At 45.6% G+C, this 21646-nt stretch carries 18 protein-coding genes; 10 read left to right on the top strand and 8 right to left on the bottom strand.

Going from position 1 to position 21646, the window contains the following annotated elements; all coding sequences use genetic code 11:
* Positions 1–67: 67 nt before the first annotated feature.
* Both DR864_RS03270 and DR864_RS03275 read right to left on the bottom strand, forming a co-directional pair.
* A complete protein-coding gene (locus DR864_RS03270; protein ID WP_114065610.1) occupies positions 68–1588 on the bottom strand; it encodes a SusD/RagB family nutrient-binding outer membrane lipoprotein in 1521 nt (506 codons plus the stop codon).
* 64 nt (positions 1589–1652) lie between these two features.
* Complete coding sequence (locus tag DR864_RS03275; RefSeq protein ID WP_114065611.1) at positions 1653–4814, bottom strand: SusC/RagA family TonB-linked outer membrane protein; 3162 nt, start codon at positions 4812–4814, stop codon at positions 1653–1655.
* Between the two features lie 161 nt (positions 4815–4975).
* Between DR864_RS03275 and DR864_RS03280 the strand changes: the two genes are divergently transcribed.
* The 3 genes from DR864_RS03280 (at position 4976) to DR864_RS03290 (ending at position 8053) form a co-directional block, all read left to right on the top strand.
* Positions 4976–5851 carry a helix-turn-helix transcriptional regulator gene (locus DR864_RS03280; RefSeq protein WP_114065612.1) on the top strand — a complete coding sequence of 292 codons (876 nt, stop codon included), beginning with the start codon at positions 4976–4978 and terminating at the stop codon, positions 5849–5851.
* A gap of 77 nt (positions 5852–5928) precedes the next feature.
* On the top strand, positions 5929–7440 hold the full coding sequence (locus DR864_RS03285; protein ID WP_114065613.1) for a gluconokinase: 1512 nt from the start codon (positions 5929–5931) through the stop codon (positions 7438–7440).
* Between the two features lie 55 nt (positions 7441–7495).
* On the top strand, positions 7496–8053 hold the full coding sequence (locus DR864_RS03290; RefSeq protein ID WP_114065614.1) for a WD40/YVTN/BNR-like repeat-containing protein: 558 nt from the start codon (positions 7496–7498) through the stop codon (positions 8051–8053).
* 2 nt (positions 8054–8055) lie between these two features.
* Here DR864_RS03290 and DR864_RS03295 read toward each other — a convergent pair whose 3' ends face one another.
* Positions 8056–9162, bottom strand: a complete 1107-nt coding sequence (locus tag DR864_RS03295; RefSeq protein ID WP_114065615.1) for a tetratricopeptide repeat protein — start codon at positions 9160–9162, stop codon at positions 8056–8058.
* 208 nt (positions 9163–9370) lie between these two features.
* Between DR864_RS03295 and DR864_RS03300 the strand changes: the two genes are divergently transcribed.
* The 5 genes from DR864_RS03300 (at position 9371) to kdsA (ending at position 14191) form a co-directional block, all read left to right on the top strand.
* Positions 9371–10612: a M16 family metallopeptidase gene (locus DR864_RS03300; protein WP_114065616.1), complete on the top strand. Its 1242-nt coding sequence runs from the start codon at positions 9371–9373 to the stop codon at positions 10610–10612.
* A gap of 43 nt (positions 10613–10655) precedes the next feature.
* Positions 10656–11135, top strand: coding sequence for a 2-C-methyl-D-erythritol 2,4-cyclodiphosphate synthase (gene ispF, locus DR864_RS03305; RefSeq protein ID WP_114065617.1), 480 nt, complete (start codon positions 10656–10658; stop codon positions 11133–11135).
* 35 nt (positions 11136–11170) lie between these two features.
* Complete coding sequence (locus tag DR864_RS03310; RefSeq protein WP_114065618.1) at positions 11171–12289, top strand: amidohydrolase family protein; 1119 nt, start codon at positions 11171–11173, stop codon at positions 12287–12289.
* A 68-nt stretch (positions 12290–12357) separates the two neighbouring features.
* Positions 12358–13263, top strand: coding sequence for an AAA family ATPase (locus tag DR864_RS03315; RefSeq protein ID WP_205319256.1), 906 nt, complete (start codon positions 12358–12360; stop codon positions 13261–13263).
* 76 nt (positions 13264–13339) lie between these two features.
* Positions 13340–14191, top strand: a complete 852-nt coding sequence (kdsA, locus tag DR864_RS03320; RefSeq protein ID WP_114065620.1) for a 3-deoxy-8-phosphooctulonate synthase — start codon at positions 13340–13342, stop codon at positions 14189–14191.
* A 104-nt stretch (positions 14192–14295) separates the two neighbouring features.
* On the opposite strand, the gene DR864_RS03325 is transcribed toward kdsA, so the two are convergent.
* Both DR864_RS03325 and DR864_RS03330 read right to left on the bottom strand, forming a co-directional pair.
* Positions 14296–15159 carry an alpha/beta fold hydrolase gene (locus DR864_RS03325; protein WP_114065621.1) on the bottom strand — a complete coding sequence of 288 codons (864 nt, stop codon included), beginning with the start codon at positions 15157–15159 and terminating at the stop codon, positions 14296–14298.
* 6 nt (positions 15160–15165) lie between these two features.
* On the bottom strand, positions 15166–15612 hold the full coding sequence (locus DR864_RS03330; RefSeq protein WP_114065622.1) for a hypothetical protein: 447 nt from the start codon (positions 15610–15612) through the stop codon (positions 15166–15168).
* A 142-nt stretch (positions 15613–15754) separates the two neighbouring features.
* Between DR864_RS03330 and DR864_RS03335 the strand changes: the two genes are divergently transcribed.
* Complete coding sequence (locus DR864_RS03335) at positions 15755–17419, top strand: T9SS type A sorting domain-containing protein (RefSeq protein ID WP_162793533.1); 1665 nt, start codon at positions 15755–15757, stop codon at positions 17417–17419.
* Positions 17420–17465: 46 nt separating this feature from the next.
* On the opposite strand, the gene DR864_RS29745 is transcribed toward DR864_RS03335, so the two are convergent.
* On the bottom strand, positions 17466–17618 hold the full coding sequence (locus DR864_RS29745) for a hypothetical protein (RefSeq protein ID WP_162793534.1): 153 nt from the start codon (positions 17616–17618) through the stop codon (positions 17466–17468).
* A 356-nt stretch (positions 17619–17974) separates the two neighbouring features.
* Here DR864_RS29745 and DR864_RS03340 point away from each other — a divergent pair, with 356 nt between their 5' ends.
* The gene (locus DR864_RS03340) at positions 17975–19483 is read left to right on the top strand and encodes a D-apionate lactonase family protein (RefSeq protein ID WP_114065624.1); all 1509 of its coding nucleotides are present in this window, start codon (positions 17975–17977) and stop codon (positions 19481–19483) included.
* A gap of 86 nt (positions 19484–19569) precedes the next feature.
* Here the strand turns inward: DR864_RS03340 and DR864_RS03345 are convergent, their stop codons facing one another.
* Both DR864_RS03345 and DR864_RS03350 read right to left on the bottom strand, forming a co-directional pair.
* Complete coding sequence (locus DR864_RS03345; RefSeq protein ID WP_114065625.1) at positions 19570–20904, bottom strand: ABC1 kinase family protein; 1335 nt, start codon at positions 20902–20904, stop codon at positions 19570–19572.
* An 18-nt stretch (positions 20905–20922) separates the two neighbouring features.
* Positions 20923–21558: a TetR family transcriptional regulator C-terminal domain-containing protein gene (locus tag DR864_RS03350; RefSeq protein ID WP_114065626.1), complete on the bottom strand. Its 636-nt coding sequence runs from the start codon at positions 21556–21558 to the stop codon at positions 20923–20925.
* Between the last annotated feature and the right edge of the window lie 88 nt (positions 21559–21646).

Below are 21646 nucleotides of genomic sequence, written 5' to 3' on the forward strand. Positions count from 1 at the left end.
TATTGAATCTTCGAAAAACAAAAATAGAATTCTCAGGACTCAATACCCACTACTCACTACTTAAAATTTATTTATCCCACCACACTTTGGTATCCAAATCGTCGGCTCCTTGCCGACTTATGGCCTCTTTGACATTGGCGTTGTTGACCGAAATCTCTGAGTTAGGGTATGTTAAGCGTCTGATAAAGTCACCTTTGATGGCTTTTCCAGGAAACGGATTGGGGGTCAATTTCGGAAAACCACTTCTTCTGAAATTGGCAAATGCTTCAGGTCCATTTAAAAACGAGGCAATCCAATACTGCGTGTTGATTTGCTCAAGCGCCGTTGCGGCCACCAATGGGTTTTCTTTAAGGTATGTATCAATAGCGGCGGTGGGTACGGCGGCATTGGCGTCGTAAGAGGCGAGTTGCTCCATGTGGGCTCTCACGCCATTGTTGAAGTAGTCGGCCACGGTACCCGTTGTCCATCCGCGTTGGGCGGCTTCTGCGAGCAACAACTGGGTTTGGCTGGCGGTAACCAAAAACATGGGAGCGGTATTTTTTGCCATGCGGGTGCGGTCAACTTGGCTGAACTCATAGAAGCTTTTCAGTCCCAATGTTTTAACAACGGCAGAAATAGAATTGTTGTCGTAGCCAAAAGGCATTCCGATTTGTACTGCGGGGTCGGTGTTGGCCCGGGCAGCTACTTGTTCGGGTCCTGAGCTGGCGCCTACATAACGAACGGCAATGGATTTTAAACGCGGGTCGTTGGTTTTAGTGAGGTAATCGGCAAAAGGTGCCGCCAAATAAAAGTTAGCCGCCTCGGTAGAGTTTAGCATTTGCCCTGGGCCGTTTACGTAATTGGGGTCATGCTTGATGGATGCATTGTCGGCGTTTGTAGTAATGACACCCCCCTGAACGGCTTTTTGTACCACCTGTTGGGCTTGGGCGGGGTCAACTTTGCTCAAACGCATCCCTGCTCTTAACAGGAGAGAATTGCCGAATTTTTTCCATTTAGCCACGTCTCCAGCGTAAAGTACATCCGCTCTTTCGATGGTTTTAGTGGCGTCGAGGGCAGCAGTGGCTTCCGTCAATTCCTTGATGATGTCGGTATAAATTGCCTGCTGGGTGTCGTATTTGGGAAGCACCACTTGGTCGGTAAAGCCTTTACCCGCCTGAAGATAGGGTACATCACCGTAGGTATCGGCCAAAACCATAAAAGCATAAGCCTGCGTAATACGCGCCATGTTCAAAAGATTAGAACGGTTTGCATTAGCTTTCGTTAATAAAATAACATCGGCGGTATTTCTGACCACATTTCGATAATACCGCTGCCAAGTTTGTTGGGTGTTGTCGCGGTTGTCTTGGTTAAAATTTGCCCCCGTCAAAACCCCAGAGTTGGGGCTTACCATCTGTTGCACAATCCCCATTTCGTAAATAACCACTCCAGCTGGAAACGATACGTTTACGAGGGCGTTGTTCAGAATAAAGGTCGGGTCAACGGCGGTCGCGGCGGTTTTATTGACATTCAGCTCGTCGAAACCCGAATCGCAGCTCCCGAGTCCCCAAACGGAGAGTGAAAGAACGATTGTTTTAAGTATATTTTTCATTTGCAATCTTAGTTTTCTTAAACAATAATGAATCATTGATTGAGTACTGACGCGCAACTTTGGCCTAAAATTTAGCATTTAAGTTAAAGCCCATACTGCGCGTGGTAGGAAGCCCGGTAGATTCCATTCCGACGAGGTTGTCAGATGAATAACCGAAAGACTCAGGATCAATGTTGTCAACCCATTTTTTTAACAAAAGAACGTTGTTTGCAACAAAGCTCAAACGGAGGGATTTGACGGGAGAATTTTTGGGTAGGAACTTACCAAATTCGTATCCTGCCGTAATCTGACGGAGCTTCCAATAGCCGCCGTCGTAGACCACGGGCTCAATCAGCGCCAATGAGCGCACAACTTCCCAATAGGGCTGCACGTTGGCTTTGACCGTGTTTGTTTCCCCTTTTTCGTTCACGCCTTCTCCCACAATCCCGCCTTCGGCCCGTCCGGCTACGGTCATTTTGTGCAGACCATGTCGGGTAAGGTTGAAATTAGTGCCCGAAAGCATCTTGTTGCCCAGTTTGAAATCAACCAAGAAAGCAAGGGTTACGCCTTTGTAATTGAAGGCGTTATTGATACCTCCAATCCATTTAGGCAAAGCACTGCCAAAAGAAATCAAGTCGGTGGTCCGTAACGGGATGCCGTTCCCGCCAAAAATCTTTCTTCCTTGCGCGTCTCTGCGGTAGCCAAAACCGTAGATTTGTCCCATTTCCTGTCCTACTACCTGACGCAACTCTCCATTAAATACGTGTGTTCCTACGGTGATTCTTTCGCCCGGCGTGTCGGTGGTTAGACTCAATACCTTCGTTTTATTGTAGGAGGCATTGAAGGTTAAATCCCACTGAAAATCAGTTGATTTGACGGGCACTAAGTTTAACAGCATTTCAAAACCATTGTTCTGGCTTTTTCCGCTGTTGATGAGGGTCGACACAAAGCCCGAAGCATCCGAGATTTGGGCCGAAACAATCTGGTCGGTGGTTATTTTCTGGTAAACAGCGGCGTCGAGCGATACCCGGTTGTTGAACAATTTCAACTCCAAGCCGAGTTCTGTTTCAGCTGTACGCATCGGGCGTAGACCTGCGTTGGGAACCGTGGTGCCTGATGAACCGCCCACGGGCTGCCCGCCAAATAGGTTGGCATTGATGCCGTAAAACAGGTTATTGGAGTACGGAGACACGTCGGTATCGCTACCCACTTGGGCATAAGCAGCGCGTATTTTACCAAAACTCAACCAGCTTGGTGTGCTATTGAAGGCTTGAGAGAATACAAAGCTTCCCGATACTGATGGGTACAAAATACTTCTGTTTTCGGGAGAAAGGGTTGAGAACCAGTCGTTTCGTGCGGTTACGTTGACAAATAAATAGTTGTTGTACGATAATTCTGCCGAGCCGTATACGGAGTTAACGGCTCTTTCTGATAATCCATAAATGGGGTCTTTTACCCGTCCGTTCATGACAGTGTATAATCCTCTCACGACAAAATCTTGCACCAATACGCTGTTCAGGTCCGAACGGCGGTACATTTGGTTGCCGCCGAGGTTGAAGTCGAGGCCGAATTTTCCGAATTTCTGCGTTCCTGAAATGAGGATGTCGGCGTTGGTTTCTCTGAATCTTCTGGATTCTTGGGTGTAGGTTCCGTTGACAAAACCTGCGGGTGCCGCTGCCAATGAAGCATGACCCGTGGGGAAGTTGTTGAAATCCTGATCGCGTGACCAGAAGTCCTGCCCTACACGTCCTTGCACAAACAACCAGGGTAAAAGGTTGTATTTGACCGAAATATTACCAAATATCCGGTCGCGGCGAATGTTCTGGAATTGTTCGGCTATGGTCCAGTAAGGGTTGGTGCGGTTTTGAAAACGCGAATAGATAAACTCATTGCCAGCGGCGTTGTACTTCTTGGCTTCCAATAATTCCAAAGGCATGGAATTGGACAGGTTAAAAAGTGCCGTGGGAATAGAGTTATCTTGGTTGGCGATGTTTGGCGGGTTTTTGTTATACTCGTTTGAGTAGTTAACGTTTCCTGAAAAACTTAACTTTTTAGATAAGTCATACGCAAAACCCAAGTTGATGGTTTTGCGGTTAAAGCTGTTATTAGGAACAATTCCTTTACTGTCCATGTTGGCAAACGAAAGGTTAAACCCTCCCTTGTCGCTGGCCGACGACAAACTGACGGTATTGGTAAAATTGGAACCGTTGCGGAAGAACTTACGAATGCGATTGTAAACAGGCTCATACGGAACCGTTACATTGTCAAACAAAATCTGCGTCATGCCGGGTTGGAATTTTTCACCAAAAGACCACTGACCAGAGGTAGGGTTGGGGGCGGTAGGACGAACGCCGTTTTCTCCCTGTCCGTATTCATACTGATAGTCTGTGAAGTCCAACGGTGTTTCGTTGGTGTAATTGCTGTTAAAGCTTACCCCAATGCCGCGTCCGGTTCCTTTGGTTTTGGTCGTAATCATCAAAACCCCGTCCTTGGCGCGTGAGCCGTAAAGTGCGGCTGCCGTTGCGCCTTTCAAAACGGTCATGCTTTCGATGTCGTCGGGGTTAATACTCGAAAGACCATCGCCGCCGTCAGAGGTGTTTCCTCCACCGCGCACCCCGATAGAATTATCGGCACCAGCGTTGCCGGGGTTGGTTCCAAAGTTGGTATTGTCAATTGGCACACCGTTGATAACAATCAAAGGATTGTTTTGACCCGAAATCGACGATTGACCACGAATACGAATTTTGGAGGTTCCAGCGGGGCCGGTACCCAATCCTGAGATGTTTACCCCCGCAATTTTTCCTTGAAGGGTATTCATGAAATTGGGCGTTCGGTTTTCGGTAAGGGCGTCGGAATTAATGGTTGTGGTGGCGTATCCAAGTTTTTTGGATTCTTTCTTAATCCCCAACGCCGTTACGACAACTTCCTGTAGAGCTTCGGCGCTTTCAGCCAACGATACATCCACTTTGGTTTGGTTGCCGATGGCCACTTCTTTTGAACCGTAGCCGATAAAACTAAAAACTAAGGTGGCGCCCGAGGAAGCCGTAATTGCATAGTTTCCGTTTCCGTCGGTAGAAGTACCCGTGTTGGTTCCTTTTACGAGAACAGATACGCCCGCCAATGGCGATTTATCGGCGGTGTTGGTAACGGTTCCGGTAACGCGCATTTGTGCCCGGAGCATAGGGGCTAAGGCTAGGAGAGCTGTTAATAGCAGGGTAGCTCGAAGCAAGAGTAATCGTTTTCTCATCTTTCTAAAGTAAGATTGTTTGTTCAGTAAAATTTTAGGGTATTGAACTAACTGCAAAAAAAACACAGAATTGTGCAAAAAACTTCTACGATTAGACGATGTAGAATTTTGCAATATTTTAATGTTTTATTTAAAAAAATTAATAAAGCAAGATTTGGTTAATGAGTTTACTAAACTGGCCCACTTTTTCGATGACTGAATTTCAGCATATCAAGGAATTGATACGGCTTAAAAACCCAACGGTGCGATTGGAGGAATGGCCCGTACGGGTCAGGGGAGGGCTACAAATAGTATGTATTCTGGAAGGAAAATTTGAGTGGTTGATTGAGCATCAACGCCATGTGCTCTACCCAAACGACGTGGTGGTATTGTGCCCGTGGCATGGCTATGGTAGCCCGACCAACACCCTCGAAATCGGTAGTTTGGCGTGGCTTACCATCGAACCTACGTCTTTTGAGCCATCTAAAGAGCTTTTTTTGGGGGAATGGTCGGCTATTGCAGATGCCGACCAAAAACTGATGGGTAGGTTGTTGGTAACCCAGGCTCCAATGGTTTTAAACAATTTTAAATGGGTCTGCGATTTACTCCAACGCATTGAAACGGAAGTAAAACAAGCCGAATTTGCCTATCAAACCCGGGTCAATCAGCTGCTAGATGAACTTTTGGTTACGATTGTGCGGCAGCTCAGTCAACAACAGAATCAGCGCCGTGATTTTCCGCAGGCTTTTGCTCAGTTGGAGCAATTGTTTCGCAACAGCCTTGACCACCCTTGGACGGTCGAAGAAATGGCGGCGGTAGTGGGCTTGGGAAGTACGGCTTTTACGGAAAAAGTAAAAAGCTTTTCGGGTTTTTCTCCGCTCAACTACCTCATTAATATACGAATAGCCGAAGCGATGAAACAATTGAGGCAAACGGATAAAAGCCTGACTGACATCGCTTTAGATACTGGTTTTTATTCCTCGCAACATTTTTCTACCACTTTTAAAAAACTGACTGGCTACACGCCTGGGCAGTTTAGAAAACGGGGTACGCAATAAAAAACCACAACAACATTTAGACAATGAACAAGTTCAAATCATTAAATTATTCATTCATAATTCACAGCTTTTAACGAATGGATTGTATTGTAACCATAGATATTGGTACTACCAAAGTAAAAGTATCGGCCTTTGACCAAGCGGCCAATCTCATCGGTTGGCGTCAGGGAACGTATCCTACGTTTCACCCGCAGCCCAACTACAGCGAGCAAGACCCCGAGCAAATTTTTCTGACGGTTTTGTACGCCTTAAAAAGCTTGTTGAATGATGAATTGACCAAAAAACACAAGCCCGTGGCGCTGGTTTTTGGGGCGTCGATGCACAGCGTTCTACCCATTGATAAACAGGGGGTTCCGCTACGGAATGCCGTAATTTGGGCCGACAACCGGGGCCGTGATGAGGCCAATTCCCTAAAAAATTCCGATGAATGTCGACTGATTTATGAGCAAACAGGAACGCCGGTTCACCCGATGTCGCCGTTGATTAAAATCCGTTGGTTTCGTACCCATACGCCCGCTACTTGGTTTGAAAAAGTCTATAAATTTATTTCCATCAAGGAGTATATTATTTACCAATTGACGGGGCAACTAGTTGTTGATCAAAGTATTGCTTCTTCAACAGGGCTTTTTAACATTCATACCCATCGGTGGGAAGAGCGGGCGTTGAACTACGCGGGGGTTCAACCGCATCAACTGTCGGAATTGGTCCCGATTGATTACGCTGAATTAAAACTGAAAAAAGAATATGTGCGCCTTTTCAGACTGACCAGTGCGGCCAAACTGATTATTGGTGCGAGCGATGGCTGCTTTGCCACCTTGGGCGCTGGCGTGATTACCGAAGGCGACGCCACCATCACCATTGGGTCGAGCGGAGCCATGCGCGTGGCAGGAAAACAAGTTATCAAAGACCCTAAACAGCGGTTTTTTAACTATTTATTGAATGAAGGAACCTACATTTCAGGAGGGCCGACTAATAATGGCGGCGTTGTTTTTGAATGGTTTGTGCAGCAATTCGGCGCTTCGGGCATTCATTTGGACTTAGAATACACCGTTAATCAACTCTTGATTGAAGCCGAGCGAGTGCCCGCCGGCGCGGGAGGAATGCTGTTTTTGCCGTATTTATTGGGAGAACGTGCCCCTCTCTGGAACGCCAACGCCCGGGGGGCGTACATTGGGGTGAATATTACCCACGAGCGCCGGCATTTTATCCGCGCTACCGTAGAGGGAATTATTTATGAAATGCACAGCATCGGTAAGCTTCTCCAGCAATACCGTTCTATCCAGAACCTTTACATCAACGGCACTTATGCTAGTTTACCACTTTTTGCGCAAGTATTGTCGGATGTGTTTGGCAAGAAAGTCTACGTTAATGATAAGCATGATAGCGCCAGTGCGGGTGCGGCTTTGCTGGCGTTAACCCATTTGGGCGTTTATCCAGATTTAGAAGCGGCGGCCAAAACCATTCGTTCGGTAGAATCCTATCAACCCAACCCCGAAAATCACGAACGATATGCCCGTTTTACGGAAATATTCGACCGTTTAAGCCAAAAACTGGCGGAAGATTTTGATGCGTTGGTAGCCTTGCAATAACTCTGGCATGGTTTATGTGGAGAGGGTATTAATGTGATACTAACCACCTAAAATTATGTTGAGATTTGTGACTTTGTGGATTGCTGTTTTTATGGTTAGCGCTGTTTCATTGGCGCAAAATAGTGAAAATTCGTCGAAAATTTGGCGATTGAATGAGGAAGGAAAGCTGCAATGTTCTCATAATGAGGGACAAACGTGGGGAGGTGCGGATGCCAATGTTGAATCGCGACTAAATGCCTTTCATTTTGTAAATTCAAACGATGGGTGGGCCGTGGGGCACAACGCCACCGTGCTGCACTGGGATGGGGAAAAATGGGGGGAAGTACTTATTTTCAGTACGGCCAATCTTTTATCTGTTTATTTTCAGGATGCTAAAAATGGATGGGCCGCTGGTAGTAACGGAACCCTGCTATTTTGGGATGGCACAAGTTGGACTGAAGAGGTATCTCCAACTACCGAAACGCTAACCAATGTAAAACGAACCATTACTGGAAATTTGCAAATTACCGCGCAAAGCGGGGCCATATTTGAAAAGGAAAATGGCCAATGGAAGGCGCACACGGCACCGATAGCTCCTGTGCTTTCAGCTTCATTGAGCAAACTGGAAGAATAAAATCACTTTAAATATGTTTTTATTTCCTTGATAAGCGCCTTGTATTCAGCAAGTTCTTCGGCTTTCTTGTAATATAAGGTGGCTTTGGAACGGTCGCCGGCACGCAGCGCAATGCGGGCCAATCCTGCGTAGGCAAATGCGTGGTATTCTTTGGTATATTCAGAATCAAAAGGCTGACGGAGTGCCGCTTGGTAGGCTTTGGCCGCCGCGGCGTCGTGTTTGAGGTGCTTCTCTTCCACCATTCCTTCAAACGTGTGAGAGGCAATGGGAAAAAATTTGTCTGTTCTTCGTTTAAAGCGCTCCAAAAATGGCTCTGCTTCTTCATACTGTCCCAAAAGTAGGAGTGCTTCAATGTTTTTCATCAGAAAAACGGGGTTATTGGGGTACTTTTGAGTCAGTGTAGACAAGTAATTTGAGGCTTTTTCGTAGCGTAATTCATGTTTTAAAAAGATTCGGGCTAAGTAAAAAGCCGATTCTGTACGCGTAAATATGCCTTTTCGGGCCGCAATATCCATTTGGCGAAGCCCTTCTTCGCGGTTGCCATCTTTGAAGAAAAGAATCAGGGGTTTCACAATAGGGTGGTCTTCGGGATAGCGAATCACGTAGTAATTGTAGAGTCCCGATGAGAAATAAAATTCGGGATTTCGCTCCATGTATTTAAATCCATCCATGACGTAGTTATAGGCCTTTTTTCCTTCGGAAGCCGCCTTGATTTTGTCGTCGTTGTAGTTGTGAATCAACGCGATATACCCGTGGCCAGCCATGGAAAAAAATGCAGCTTCTGGGCGCGTTTTTGCATCCTTTTCCAGCACTTTTGCTTTATTGAGACACTCTTGCAGATAGCTTTGGTATTGCCCGCTCATGGCTTTATTGTCTTTGACAGGCAGATATTGCCAATGCAATTGGATGGCCTTCAACAACGGATTGACGGGGTGATTGGGGTATTTTGCCCTGATTTGTCGGGCCAAAGGCTCAACGGCGCCAAATTCATAATTGTAAATATGGTCGATGGCTTCCAGAACCAGATTTTGGGTGGGCGCATCGTATAAAAGTTGTGCTTTGGCAAAAGGGGTAATAAGTAAAAATAGAAAAAAAACAATTCGTTTCATGTGGCTGTTAACGGACAAACAAATAGATTGAATCGGCTAATTTTTGGCATTCAACTTGAAACCATTAGCTTTGTTCTTAACGTTAAATCACCAATAAAGAGTTTATTGATTTTTGTTTTTTCCGGGAAAGATTCACAGATTTTTACTCGATTCATTTATTTTTACCTGACCCCAGTTGCTAGCCAATTGACTGTGAACTTATTACACTATGATACATTACGCGCATTTTACCCTTGACAACGGGCTGGAAGTATACGTTCATGAAGACCATTCTACGCCGATGGCGGCAGTCAATATCCTTTACAACGTCGGTTCTCGCGATGAGGAAGAAAATCGGACGGGTTTTGCCCACCTTTTTGAGCACTTGATGTTTGGCGGTTCCCAAAATATTCCTGCATACGATGAGCCGCTTCAGAAAGTGGGGGGCGAAAACAACGCCTTCACTTCGCCTGATATTACCAATTATTACATCACCCTCCCTGCGGTCAATCTTGAAACCGCTTTTTGGCTCGAATCCGACCGCATGATGAGCTTGTCGTTTGACCCGAAAGTTTTGGAGGTACAACAAAAGGTGGTGGTTGAAGAGTTTAAACAACGCTATCTCAATCAGCCCTACGGCGATGTATGGCTTAAATTACGTCCATTGGCGTATGAAGTGCATCCTTACCGTTGGGCCACCATCGGCAAGGAAATCAGCCACATTGAAAATGCTACTCTGGACGATGTACGCCACTTTTTCTATAAATATTATTTGCCAAACAACGCGATTTTGGTGGTGGCAGGAGATGTGACTGTGCCCCAAATCAAAGCACTCGCCGAAAAATGGTTCGGGCCGATTGCGCCTGGCGAAAAATACGTGCGGAATTTGCCACAGGAACCGCGCCAAACAAAAGCACGGTTTGCCGAAATCGAAGCCAAAGTGCCGCTCAATGCCATCTATAAGGCGTATCATACCTCGGGCCGTTTTGCGGATGATTTTTACACCGTTGACTTAATGACGGATGTTTTGGGGCGCGGAAAGTCGGCTCGTTTGTACCAGAAATTACTAAAAGAACGCCCCTTGTTTGCCAATATCAATGCGTATACTACCTCTTCAATTGACCCAGGGTTGTTGGTGGTGCAGGGAAATCTAAACGAGGGCATTACCTTGGAAGAGGCCGACGCCGCCATCGAAGAAGTATTGCAGGAGTTGGTAGAAATTCAATTGCCCGAGCAAGAGTTGGCCAAAGTGAAAAATCAGGCTGAATCAACGTTGGCATTTTCGGAAATAGAGCTGCTCAATCGTGCCATGAACTTGGCCTTTGCGGCCAATGCTGGCAATCCAGAGTTGGTCAATCAGGAAGCGGAGAAGATTCAGGCAATTCGGGTGGAGGATATTCAGAACAAAGCGAAAGAATTGCTGCGAAAAGAAAATTGTTCTACCCTGTATTACCGAGCAACAACGGGTTAGGAAGGAAAATTGGTGAGAAAGTAACGAATAACGGTTATAAAGAATGAAATTTAGAGTTGGTTCGGGATACGACGTTCATAAACTGGAAGAAGGTAGGGATTTTTGGTTGGGGGGCATTAAAGTGCCGCATACCCACGGGGCCAAGGGCCATTCGGATGCCGATGTGGTTTGTCATGTGATATGTGATGCACTGTTGGGGGCTGCCAATATGCGCAATATCGGCTATCATTTTTCCGACAAAGACCCGCAATGGAAAGGCGTAGACAGCAAGTTGTTATTGGCAAAAGTGATGGAAATGATTCGTGAAGCGGGATACGAAGTGGGCAATGTAGATGCCACAGTTGTGTTGCAAGAACCAAAACTCAATCCGCACATTCCTGCCATGAAAGAGTGTTTGTCGAAAGTGATGAACATTCCCGAAGAGGATATTTCTATCAAGGCTACAACCTCCGAATGGATGGGTTTTGTGGGCCGGAAAGAGGGCATTGCCGCGCACTGCGTAGCGCTGATTTATAAAGATTAATTCCTATTTATTAACCCTTTCTTAAATTCCATCTTATGAAAATACTGGCAAGCGGTGTTTTGTTTCTCGGAGTGTTGACGGGCATGGCCCAAACGATTGAGCCGCCGCTCGGATTTGAAGAGTATGATCCAGTCTCAACACTTAAAGTAACGGAGCACAAAGTTACCCGCTCCAAGTTTCCATTTATTGATGTTCACAACCACCAATACCGGATGAATTCTCAGGATTTGTCAAAGTTGGTGGCCGACATGGACGCCCTCAATATGGGAATTATGGTCAACCTGAGTGGGCGCGGATTTTCGCAAGAGTGGGAGGAAGGCACCGCTACCATCAACGGAGCCCTTGCCAATGCCCGAAAAAATTATCCGAAACGCTTTTTGGTTTTTACGAATCCCGAACTCAAAAATATCGGCTCGCCGGGCTGGGGAGCGCGTGCCGCTAAACAAATTGAAGACGATGTAAAAGCGGGTGCCGTCGGCATGAAAGTATATAAAAACCTGGGTTTCAGCGGCGTAAAAGATACCGATGGCAAACGAGTGGCAGTCAGTGACCCGCGCTTGGATCCCCTTTGGGCCAAATGCGGAGAATTGGGTATTCCCGTCATCATCCACACCGCCGACCCGAAGTCTTTTTGGGACCCCATGGACCGTTACAACGAGCGTTGGCTAGAACTCAAAACCCACGCCGGGCGTAAACGAAGCAATAATGACCCCGTACCGTTTGATTCGTTGATGCGCGAACAGCACGCGGTTTTTGCCCGCCATCCCAAAACTACCTTCATCAATGCGCACATGGGCTGGTATCCCAATGATTTGAAGAAATTGGATAGTTTGATGCAAAAATTTCCCAATATGAACGTTGAAATCGGAGCGGTTATTGCCGAATTGGGCCGTCAGCCGCGCGCCGCAAATGCGTTTTTTACCAAATGGCAGGACCGAATTTTGTTTGGAAAAGACAGCTGGGTTCCTTCCGAATACGCCACGTATTTCAGGGTGTTGGAAACCGAAGATGAGTATTTTCCTTACCACAAAAAATACCACGCCTTTTGGCGGATGTACGGCATGGGGCTGTCGGATGAGGTGCTGAAAAAAGTCTATTACAAAAATGCCCTGCGGATTATTCCAGGTATTGACAAAACACAGTTTCCTGATTGAGTCATTGCGCTTACAGATACTGCATTAATCATCTGCCCTGATTTTACGTTTTTTACTCTCCAATGAATATACCCGGTCATACGCTTTCTTCCGTTCAAACCCTGCTGCAATCTCGCGGCTACATTGCTGACGAATACGTGGCCATGTCGGTGTATTTGGCAATGCAGCTCAATAAACCGCTTTTGATTGAAGGTCCTGCGGGGGTGGGTAAGACCGAGATTGCCAAAGTGATGGCCCAAGCGCTCAACACCGACCTGATTCGGCTGCAATGTTATGAAGGGCTAGATGCCCACCACGCCATTTATGAATGGAATTATCAGCATCAATTGCTTTTCTTGAAAATGGGCGAGAATGATAAAGACGGACAGAATCAAGAAGCGTTGGAGAAGACGATATTTAGTGAAAAGTTTTTGCTAAAAAGGCCTCTCTTGCAGGCACTTACGCATTCTAAGTCGCCCGTGTTGTTGATTGATGAAGTAGACAGGGCTGATGAAGAATTTGAAAGTTTTTTGCTCGAAATGCTCTCAGATTGGCAAATTACCATTCCCGAATTAGGAACTATCAAAGCCACGCACGTGCCGCACGTGATTTTGACTGGCAACCGCACCCGTGAACTTTCGGAAGCCTTGCGCCGTCGGTGTTTGTACCTGTGGATTGATTATCCGCCTTTTGAAAAAGAACTCGCCATCGTCAAGTCGAAAGTGGAACAAATCGATGCCACTTTGGCGCGGCAAATCACGGCTTTTATGCAGGCATTGCGTGAACAACGACTCAATAAGGTGCCGGGCATTGCCGAAACACTCGATTGGGCGCAAGCCTTGGCGGGGATGCACATTACCCATTTGGAAAAATCACTGGTAGAATCTACACTCGGGGTTATCCTCAAAGATTGGCAAGACATCCGGGAAACCCAACTCAGTCTTTCGGAGCTATTTGAGAAAGTAGGCATAAAATCAAAATGGGAAGATAGTTAAGGAGGCTATTCATTCGTGAAAAGCTATAAAGTTGTCGAATCAAAGCACTATTTTTGTGGCCAAATAATTTAAATCTATGCAAAAGAAAATCGTTCGCGTAGGCGATATTGAATGTGGTTCCGACGAATTGTTCCTCATTTCGGGGCCGTGTGTGATTGAAGACGAAAAAATCATGATGACCGTAGCCGAACGGCTGAAAGAAATTTCGGAGCGACTGGGCATCAAAATAATTTATAAGTCTTCGTTCATGAAAGACAACCGCAGCAGCCTCGACTATTACATGGGCCCTGGCTTAGAGGCGGGCATTAAGATTTTGGCTAAAGTGAAAGAACAATTTGGTTTTACGCTTTTGACCGATGTGCATTATCCTGAGCAATGTGCCCCCGTGGCGGATGTGGTGGATGTATTACAAATTCCGGCGTATCTGTGTATGCAAACTACCTTGGTGGTTGCCGCCGCTAAAACAGGCCGCGTGGTCAATTTGAAACATGGGCAGTTTTTGGCTCCTGAAAACATGAAACATCCTGTCAAGAAAATTGAAGATAGTGGAAATGAGCAGATTATCCTGACCGAACGTGGTTATACGTTTGGATACAATGACCTCATCGTGGACCCGCGCAGTTTTTATCACATGAACAAAACGGGTTATCCCGTGGTTTTTGACGTGACGCACGCGATTCGCAAATACGGAATCCCTTCCAAAGACAGCAAAGGTGGAGCACGTGAATACTTGCCAGTACTAGCCCGTGCGGGCGTAGCGGCAGGGGTGGATGGACTATTTGTAGAAGCCCATACTTGCCCGTCAGAAGCTTTGTGTGATGCGGCCAGCCAGTTGGATATCAACTACTTGGAAGAATTTTTAAAGCCATTGATTGAACTCCACAACGTTGAAGTAAAATACCGCGCTACTGCCCAAGAATTGGCGTAGTAATGAGCTCTCCCTAGCGCTGGGAATAAAAAAACCTCCTGCCTTTTGCGGTTGCTAAACCAAAAAACAGGAGGTTTTTTCGTATATTTTATAGCAAATTCAGGCTAAGATACTGGATAAACTTCTTCTAAAAACTGAATAACGGCGTTGGTGAAAGCGTGATTGGAATCTCCCGCCACCATGTGACCCGCTCCCGAAACCGTTAGACTTTTAACGTGGGGTACGGCATCCAGAAACTCGGCCATCACGCGGTCGCTCACCACGTCACTCATTCCGCCGCGCACAATTAACGTCGGTGCTTTGAGGTTTTGGGCGGCTACGAAGAGACGTTCTTCATAGGCAATCTGCTGGTCGGGCGTGGCATCTTTCCACACTTTCAGCATGGTTGGGTCCCAATGCCAGTAATATCGACCGTCGCGAAAACGCAGGTTTTTTTCTAAACGAGAATAATTATCTTTTCTGGAACGTTGCGGAAGATAAGCGGCAACGGCATCGGCTGCTTCTTCCAACGATGCAAAACCCCTCTCTAGATGCGAACTCATAAAAGCAAAAATACGCTCGATTCCTTTTTGCTCAGCTTTGGGGGCAATATCTACCAAAATGATGGCGGAAGTAAGTGATTGAGCAGATTCTCCTTCCAAAACCAACGCGGTGATTCCTCCCATTGAGGCTCCGATGATGGCGGGTTTGCCATCTACTTGGTGAATGATGGCTTTTAAATCACTGACCAGCGCATTGACCAAATACGCTCCTTCGGACGACCAACTGCTGTTGCCATGTCCGCGTGCGTCGTAGGTGATGGCGTACCAACCCCGCTCCGCGAGCCGCTGGGCGGTATCACCCCAAGAGTGGTGCGTTTGGCCACCGCCGTGCAATAAAAGAATGGGTGGAGCGCTTGAATCGCCCCACCCTTCGGCATGAATAAAAAAATCAGGCTCCGTTTCAAAACGGATAATAGAAGATTGCATAGTTGATTACAGCGCTGGAACGAGCTCAAGATTGACATTAAAAGTTAGCCCGTTGTAAGTGATTTTGTTCAACAAAACCATGCGCGAACGTTCTAACTTATTGATAGGGAATTGTCCTTTCAAATCTTTAATATCAATGTCCAGTGTTTTTTCGTTGTCCAGAAAACTCCAAGTACCGCCGTTGATAACGGTGCGCGCAATGGGGTCAATGGCGCGAACCGTTTTGTCATCGCTAAATTGGATATTGATACCAAAAAGCGCCTTTGATTGTTCTGGTAAAGAAGCGGTATTGATGACATTGCCGTTCAAATCCGTAATTTTGTCCACTTTCCACGGGTTGGTCGTCAGTACCCTGACCGTTGCCTCATTCGTGGGTTCGTCGGTTGTTGAACGGTCGCAGCTAACCAAAAAGAAAGTAAGTAATAGAGAATAAATGAACGTCAGTTTTTTCATAGCTTGTATTACGAATTAAATTTGTACCCAAAATTAGTATTTTTATTATTTCATGTCCTAATTTATTACTCCCAAAGTTAAACGTTATGAAAGGGGAAGTGTTTATTTAGGGGCTGATTATTAACGAATAATGTATTTTTTTATGCGACAAAATTGGTGTTGGTTGACGGGGTTGATTGTCTTAGTTTTTAATTCATCCTTTGCGCAAGAGTGTGTTGCTCCTTTACAATGGACGCCCGTTCAGAGGAATAACGCGATTGAATGGGAAAAATTTCCAGACTTTTCACTTCCTTTTACGATTATTTATGAAGGCCCGCGTTTTGGTGATACGCAATCTTGGCCATTGCGACGCGGATTTAGTCATCTGGCAAGTTTTTCAGGCAACGAAAGTGCCACACTTCCCGTAAACAAAAGGGCCATCACTTGGTATCATATTGCCACCGACGCCAATACCCAACCGTGGTCTGAACGAAATCTGGAAAGCCCTTGGGCCAATGACCTTGGACTCTATCGGGATACATGGAACAATCAATTGCGGAACATGGCGGGATTGTTCGACGACTCCCGGGGCAGTGATCGGCCTGCTTATGATATCATAGCCCTTGATATTGAGCGGATTCACGATACCGATCGCGAAATACTGACCATTAAAAACAATCCGCGTGTTCCCGAAAATTATCGTAATCTGAGTGATGCTCAGTTTGTTGAACGCTACAAACGAGATATTCAGCGCCTGTACGCGGCACCCGCCGATTACGTTAAGGAGCGTACTAACGCTTCGACCCAATTTGGCAGTTACAGTGATGTGCTGATTCGGGGCAGTTTTAATAATTGGCTAGGAATGACGCTCACGCCCTGGAGCGATTGGACAACCGACCCCAGTCTGATTTTGCACGTGATGCGGGATACCCTTTCGGGAAAAGTGGGCGGCCCGTTTCATAACAACCTCAACTTTCTGACGCCTTCGTGCTATTATTACTACGATTACAATACGTCTCCTTTTGGTAAAGATTATTTGGCGTATATATTATTTGTTATCGAGGTGAATCGAGCGTGGTCTACCAAGCCCATTATTCCCTTCGTTTGGTTGCGGTACCACGATGCTTTTAACCCTACGATTCCCTTTGTACCCAATTTCGTGGCCGAAGCCACGGCGATATTTCCTTTTTTCTCAGGGGCCAAAGGCTTGTGGTTATGGGAAGGCCCCGTTGACCTCGGGCGACAGGATAACTTTGGAACCTACGAACATTTTATCGCAGGATTGCATCGTTTGTCGCAATTTAAAAATTTTTTTGAAGGTGATAATGAGTTGGTTATTCCGCAGCCGGCGGTTGAGTCTGCCAAAAGTAAATCTCCAATTTGGCGTGGCGTAATCAAGGGTAATGAGATTCTAATTGCTGCCCAGAATCCCTACGCAACTTCCGATACCCAGGAGACCGAAGTGAGGATGACCCATCAAAACTGGCAGAAAACCATTACGCTGAAAGGACGCGAGGTTTTTTTGTGCAAGTTTGACTATAATACGATTTCGTCAATTCCTAATGTATCTTCTCTGTTGAATCTTAAAGTGATGCCTAACCCTGCCACCGACAAAATTGTGTATAGCTTTGAAAGTATCACTGGCATGTTGGGCCATGCTCAATTGGTGGATATGACTGGGCGTACGCTGGCTCAGGAGGAATTCAACGTGAATGTAGGCCTTCAAAAGCACGAATTTAAAGTTAACCATCTGCCAACGGGATTGTATATTTTACAGGTACAAGCGGGTAAATATACAATGAGTGAACGGGTGGTTGTTGTTAGATAACCCATGAAAAAGGGGCTGTAAATGCAGCCCCTTTTTTTACGCTTTGTTACACCTTACCACCAAAGGGTTGCCCTGTGCGGACGAGTGCTTCAAAAACTGCTTGTTGACGAATTGCAAAGGCTTCAAACTTATTAAACAAATTTTTGGGTTGAACGCCTTGAAAATAAGCGATAATATATTCAAGATTGATCGTGTTCATGGTCTTAGTTTGTTGATGAATCTAATGCAAAGTTCGGAATAATACAACATATCGCAAAATGAGCAATTAGAATAGTACAATTTATGGTGAACGTAGTCCCAGAAATACCCTAAAGTTGTTGAGTGGGTACAGTAAGTTCTTGAAATAATTACATGCTATATTGTCTCAAAATTGACAAAAATGAGTCCTAAAATGGTAATATTAAGTTAAAAATCTACTGATTTTTGCCTTTAAAATGGATAAAATGAATTTTCATTGAGAATATGTTAGATTAAATTCTTAAAAGTACACAGTAAGAATCCTACCAATACACGTTTGTTTTCCAAAAACCTCTCCTTTATCTCCACTTACCACGTATGCAAAGTTTAAAATCAGGCCCTTTCGAAATCGGTTATCAAAATGGCTTCCTACGTCAAATCACCCATCGGGGAGTCGAAGTGCTGCGGATGATGTATTTTGCGCTGCGCGACCATAACTGGGGTACGTTTGCCCAATTGATTACAAATGAAGTTGTTGATAGTCAAGAAGATAGTTTTTCTGTTTCGTATACTTGTACCAATATAAATGAAGCACAGGCAGCCATTTTTGAGTGGAGTGTGCGCATTCATGGAGACAACGATGGGACAATCACCTTCGAAATTCAAGGCGAAACGTTACAGGCTGTTCGGCGAAATAGAGCTGGTTTTTGTATTCTGCATCCTATTCAGGGAACGGCTGAGCAACCCGTCACGATTTTTCACGAAGAGAATGCTAAAACTGAAACGTATTTTCCGCGCTATATTGCCGCGCAGGACCCTTTCTTGGACATTCGGGCAATGCAATGGCGGGCGGGCAACGGTGGCGAGTATCGTCTTGATTTTGAGGGAGATATATTTCAGACGGAAGACCAACGCAATTGGGGCGATGCATCTTATAAGACATTTTGTACACCGCTATCACGGCCTTTTCCCGTTCAATTGCAGCCAGGGGATAAGGTTTGGCAACGCGTTACGCTGCGCCTGATTTCAATTCCTGCGGCTTCTTCTTTACCACGGTCGGAAGAGAAATCACTCCGCAAGCAATTTCAATTGGGAGTTGCTGCTTCGGTCGAAACCGAGCGTTTGTCTGAAAAGGCTGTGGAGTTGCTAAAATCACTGAATTTGGGTCACTACCGCATCGACTTGGCTCTTTCGGATTCCAATTGGATTACGAAATTTTCAAATTATTGTGAAAATGCCGCTTTGCTGAATTTGCCGCTCGAAGTTGCGCTTTTTTTAGGAGATGCGTTTGAAGTTCAATTGGCCGATTTTATGGGTGTTTGTAAACAGAATGGCCTTAAAGTTAAACACTTGCTTTTATTTTCGGACCAACAATTAGTGACGTCGCAGTCGTTGATTGACTATATCCCAAACTTAAAGCGGGAATTGCCCAATACGAAAATCGGCGTGGGTACCGACCATAACTTTACCGAGCTTAACCGAAACCGATTTGACGTAGGAGAGGCCGATTTTGTCAGTTTTTCGTTTGACCCGCAAGAACATGCATTTGATGATTTGTCACTCTTAGAAAACACCGAAACCGTACAATACTCGGTAGCAAGTGCCGAAAATTTGTATGGGAAACCTGTGCATTTGTCATTTATTGCGTTGCGCAAACGCTCGAATCCTTACGCGACCAATCCAGTTGATTTTGTATTACCACTTGAAAAACAAATAGATAGTCGCCAAAAAACCAACTTTGCAAAGGTGTGGACCGCAAAAGTGTTAGAGCATTTATCCCTAACCAACGTTGTGTCGGTAACGATGTTTAGAACGGTGGGTGAATTGGGGATTATGAATGAAGAAGGGGAGGAGTATCCTGTTTTTGAGGCATTGTTGCAGCGTTAAAAAATACTGACCCCAAGTTTGATATTTGTAGCAAAGAGTTTTCCTACAAATATCAAACTTGGGGTCAATTGTTCTCTTTCTGGTTTTTAAGAGACTTGGGCTTCCTGTTTTTTGCTTCGTAACCATTCTGGGCGATTGGTCCGAACGCGAGCACCGAGTTCATTAAGCATCGAATACAGTCCAAAATAGGTACGGTTGATGTACAAACCGTCTTTCGAACCCCGCGCTACTTTTGAATTACGGATTTCTTCGACTTTGGCCAATTCATCGGCAAAAGCATATACGGTATCAAAATAGGAATGATCGCCAAAATCAAATTCTTCGGAGGCAAAGGGCTGCCCTAGCAACCGAATCATCTGTTTGAATAAATCGGTGAACAACGCTTTTTCGCGCGGGCCGTCCTCTTTCACCAAAAATTCGAGGTTATAAAAAATCTTTTCGATGAGCGCGTCATCATCAACCGTATCTGGATTGATGAGCGTAAAATAATTATCGTAGAAATAGTCAGGAATAACTTTTACGCAGCCAAAATCAATCACGCCCATGGTACCGTCGGCCCGCATTAGGAAATTACCTGGGTGGGGGTCGGCGTGAACCTGCCGTAATTGGTGCACTTGGTGGTCGTAAAAATCCCACAATAATTGTCCGATTCGGTCGCGTGCTTCCTGCGTTGGGTTGGTTTGTAAGAAATCCTTCAAGTGAAGACCTTCGAGCCAATCCATCGTCAAAATGCGCTTTGAGGACAATTGAGGATAATATTTTGGGAAAATAAGTCCCTCGATGTGGCTACATGCCTCCGAAATTTCGACGGAGCGGCGTAGTTCCAACTCATAGTCGGTTTCTTCCAATAGCTTGGTCTCTACTTCTTCGGTATAGCGCTCTACGTCTTTTTCGTTCAATCCAAACAGGGTGACAGCTAGTGGTTTAACCATCTTCAGGTCTGAACTAATGCTTTCGGCTACGCCTGGATATTGGATTTTGACGGCCAATCGCTTGCCGTCTTTCCGCGCCTCGTGTACTTGTCCGATAGAAGCGGCATTGATGGCGTTGATGTCAAAGCTGTCGTATAATTCATGCGGTGCTTTTCCAAAATAACCCCGAAATGTTTTGACCACCAACGGACCCGAAAGCGGCGGCGCGGAGTATTGCGACATCTGAAATTTATCGACGTATTGGCGCGGCAACACGCTGCGGTCCATACTTAACATTTGGGCTACTTTGAGGGCGGAGCCTTTCAGTTCACTCAATGATTCATAGACATCGGTGGCGTTGTCCTGATGTAGTTCGTCGCGCGTCATGGAGGGATCCATTATTTTTTTGACGTTGTATTTCAGGTAGTTGCCGCCAATTTTGGCGCCCGTTTTCAAAAATTGGGTGGCCCGTGCTACTTTGGAGGTGGGGATACTGTTTTGTTGTTTCATATTACTGAATACGAATACTTATCTATTTTGATAGACAAATTTGGCTAAGTCAACAACCGTATCAACGAGAGAGCGTCCCATGAGGTCAAAGGCGGTATTGACGGTTTTTTCGATGGCGGTGTCGGTCAATTCAAAATTGCGGCTTGTATCTTTTACCCAAAAGTCCAAAAGATATAATGTATTGAGCCAAACGGCTTCTGGATAACGGTTTGATACGTAGGGGCGGGCCACAATCTCGCGACTTTCGCGGCCTTCGTACATCAAATCGTGGGCGTAAGTGATAAAAGCTTCCTTAAAGGGGCGCAATTCTGGCGGATTTTTGGCCGCTATCGGTTGTGGAAGTTTACGGTAACTGTACGTGACAAAACTACGGTTGGATTTCAGCACTTCTACCCATGTATAATAAAATGCTAATAGTTTTTCGCGTACCGAATAGCCCTGATACGTGGGGTCATTTTCGGCGTTGGTGCGGGCTTGTTGAAAGAATGAAACCCACAAATCCATGTCGATGGACTCAAACGAAGTATAAAATTCGTACAGCTCCCCCTCGGTCATTTTGAGTTTTTTGGCAAAGGCATAAAACGAGGCGGGAGGTTGACCGTGGTCAAGCACGTACTCAACGTATGTTTTTCGGATTTTTTCGGCTTTTTCCATGAAAAATGAAGTCTATTGTCGTGGAGATGGATTAGTCATTTTTTTTGTTGTAATGATTAATCCATTTACTTCAAACAACGAACTGTGC

Origin of the sequence: Runella rosea, assembly GCF_003325355.1 — a bacterium.
Taxonomy (GTDB): domain Bacteria; phylum Bacteroidota; class Bacteroidia; order Cytophagales; family Spirosomataceae; genus Runella; species Runella rosea.

Bases quoted from the DNA above. Each gene is read 5' to 3' on its own strand.
- DR864_RS03290 (WP_114065614.1), top strand. From the start codon at position 7,496: ATGTTGAGATTTGTGACTTTGTGGATTGCTGTTTTTATGGTTAGCGCT.
- DR864_RS03350 (WP_114065626.1), bottom strand. From the start codon at position 21,558: ATGGAAAAAGCCGAAAAAATCCGAAAAACATACGTTGAGTACGTGCTT.
- DR864_RS03280 (WP_114065612.1), top strand. From the start codon at position 4,976: ATGAGTTTACTAAACTGGCCCACTTTTTCGATGACTGAATTTCAGCAT.
- ispF (WP_114065617.1), top strand. From the start codon at position 10,656: ATGAAATTTAGAGTTGGTTCGGGATACGACGTTCATAAACTGGAAGAA.
- DR864_RS29745 (WP_162793534.1), bottom strand. From the start codon at position 17,618: ATGAACACGATCAATCTTGAATATATTATCGCTTATTTTCAAGGCGTT.
- DR864_RS03295 (WP_114065615.1), bottom strand. From the start codon at position 9,162: ATGAAACGAATTGTTTTTTTTCTATTTTTACTTATTACCCCTTTTGCC.
- DR864_RS03330 (WP_114065622.1), bottom strand. From the start codon at position 15,612: ATGAAAAAACTGACGTTCATTTATTCTCTATTACTTACTTTCTTTTTG.
- DR864_RS03345 (WP_114065625.1), bottom strand. From the start codon at position 20,904: ATGAAACAACAAAACAGTATCCCCACCTCCAAAGTAGCACGGGCCACC.
- DR864_RS03340 (WP_114065624.1), top strand. From the start codon at position 17,975: ATGCAAAGTTTAAAATCAGGCCCTTTCGAAATCGGTTATCAAAATGGC.
- DR864_RS03275 (WP_114065611.1), bottom strand. From the start codon at position 4,814: ATGAGAAAACGATTACTCTTGCTTCGAGCTACCCTGCTATTAACAGCT.
- DR864_RS03270 (WP_114065610.1), bottom strand. From the start codon at position 1,588: ATGAAAAATATACTTAAAACAATCGTTCTTTCACTCTCCGTTTGGGGA.
- DR864_RS03300 (WP_114065616.1), top strand. From the start codon at position 9,371: ATGATACATTACGCGCATTTTACCCTTGACAACGGGCTGGAAGTATAC.
- DR864_RS03335 (WP_162793533.1), top strand. From the start codon at position 15,755: ATGCGACAAAATTGGTGTTGGTTGACGGGGTTGATTGTCTTAGTTTTT.
- kdsA (WP_114065620.1), top strand. From the start codon at position 13,340: ATGCAAAAGAAAATCGTTCGCGTAGGCGATATTGAATGTGGTTCCGAC.
- DR864_RS03325 (WP_114065621.1), bottom strand. From the start codon at position 15,159: ATGCAATCTTCTATTATCCGTTTTGAAACGGAGCCTGATTTTTTTATT.
- DR864_RS03285 (WP_114065613.1), top strand. From the start codon at position 5,929: ATGGATTGTATTGTAACCATAGATATTGGTACTACCAAAGTAAAAGTA.
- DR864_RS03310 (WP_114065618.1), top strand. From the start codon at position 11,171: ATGAAAATACTGGCAAGCGGTGTTTTGTTTCTCGGAGTGTTGACGGGC.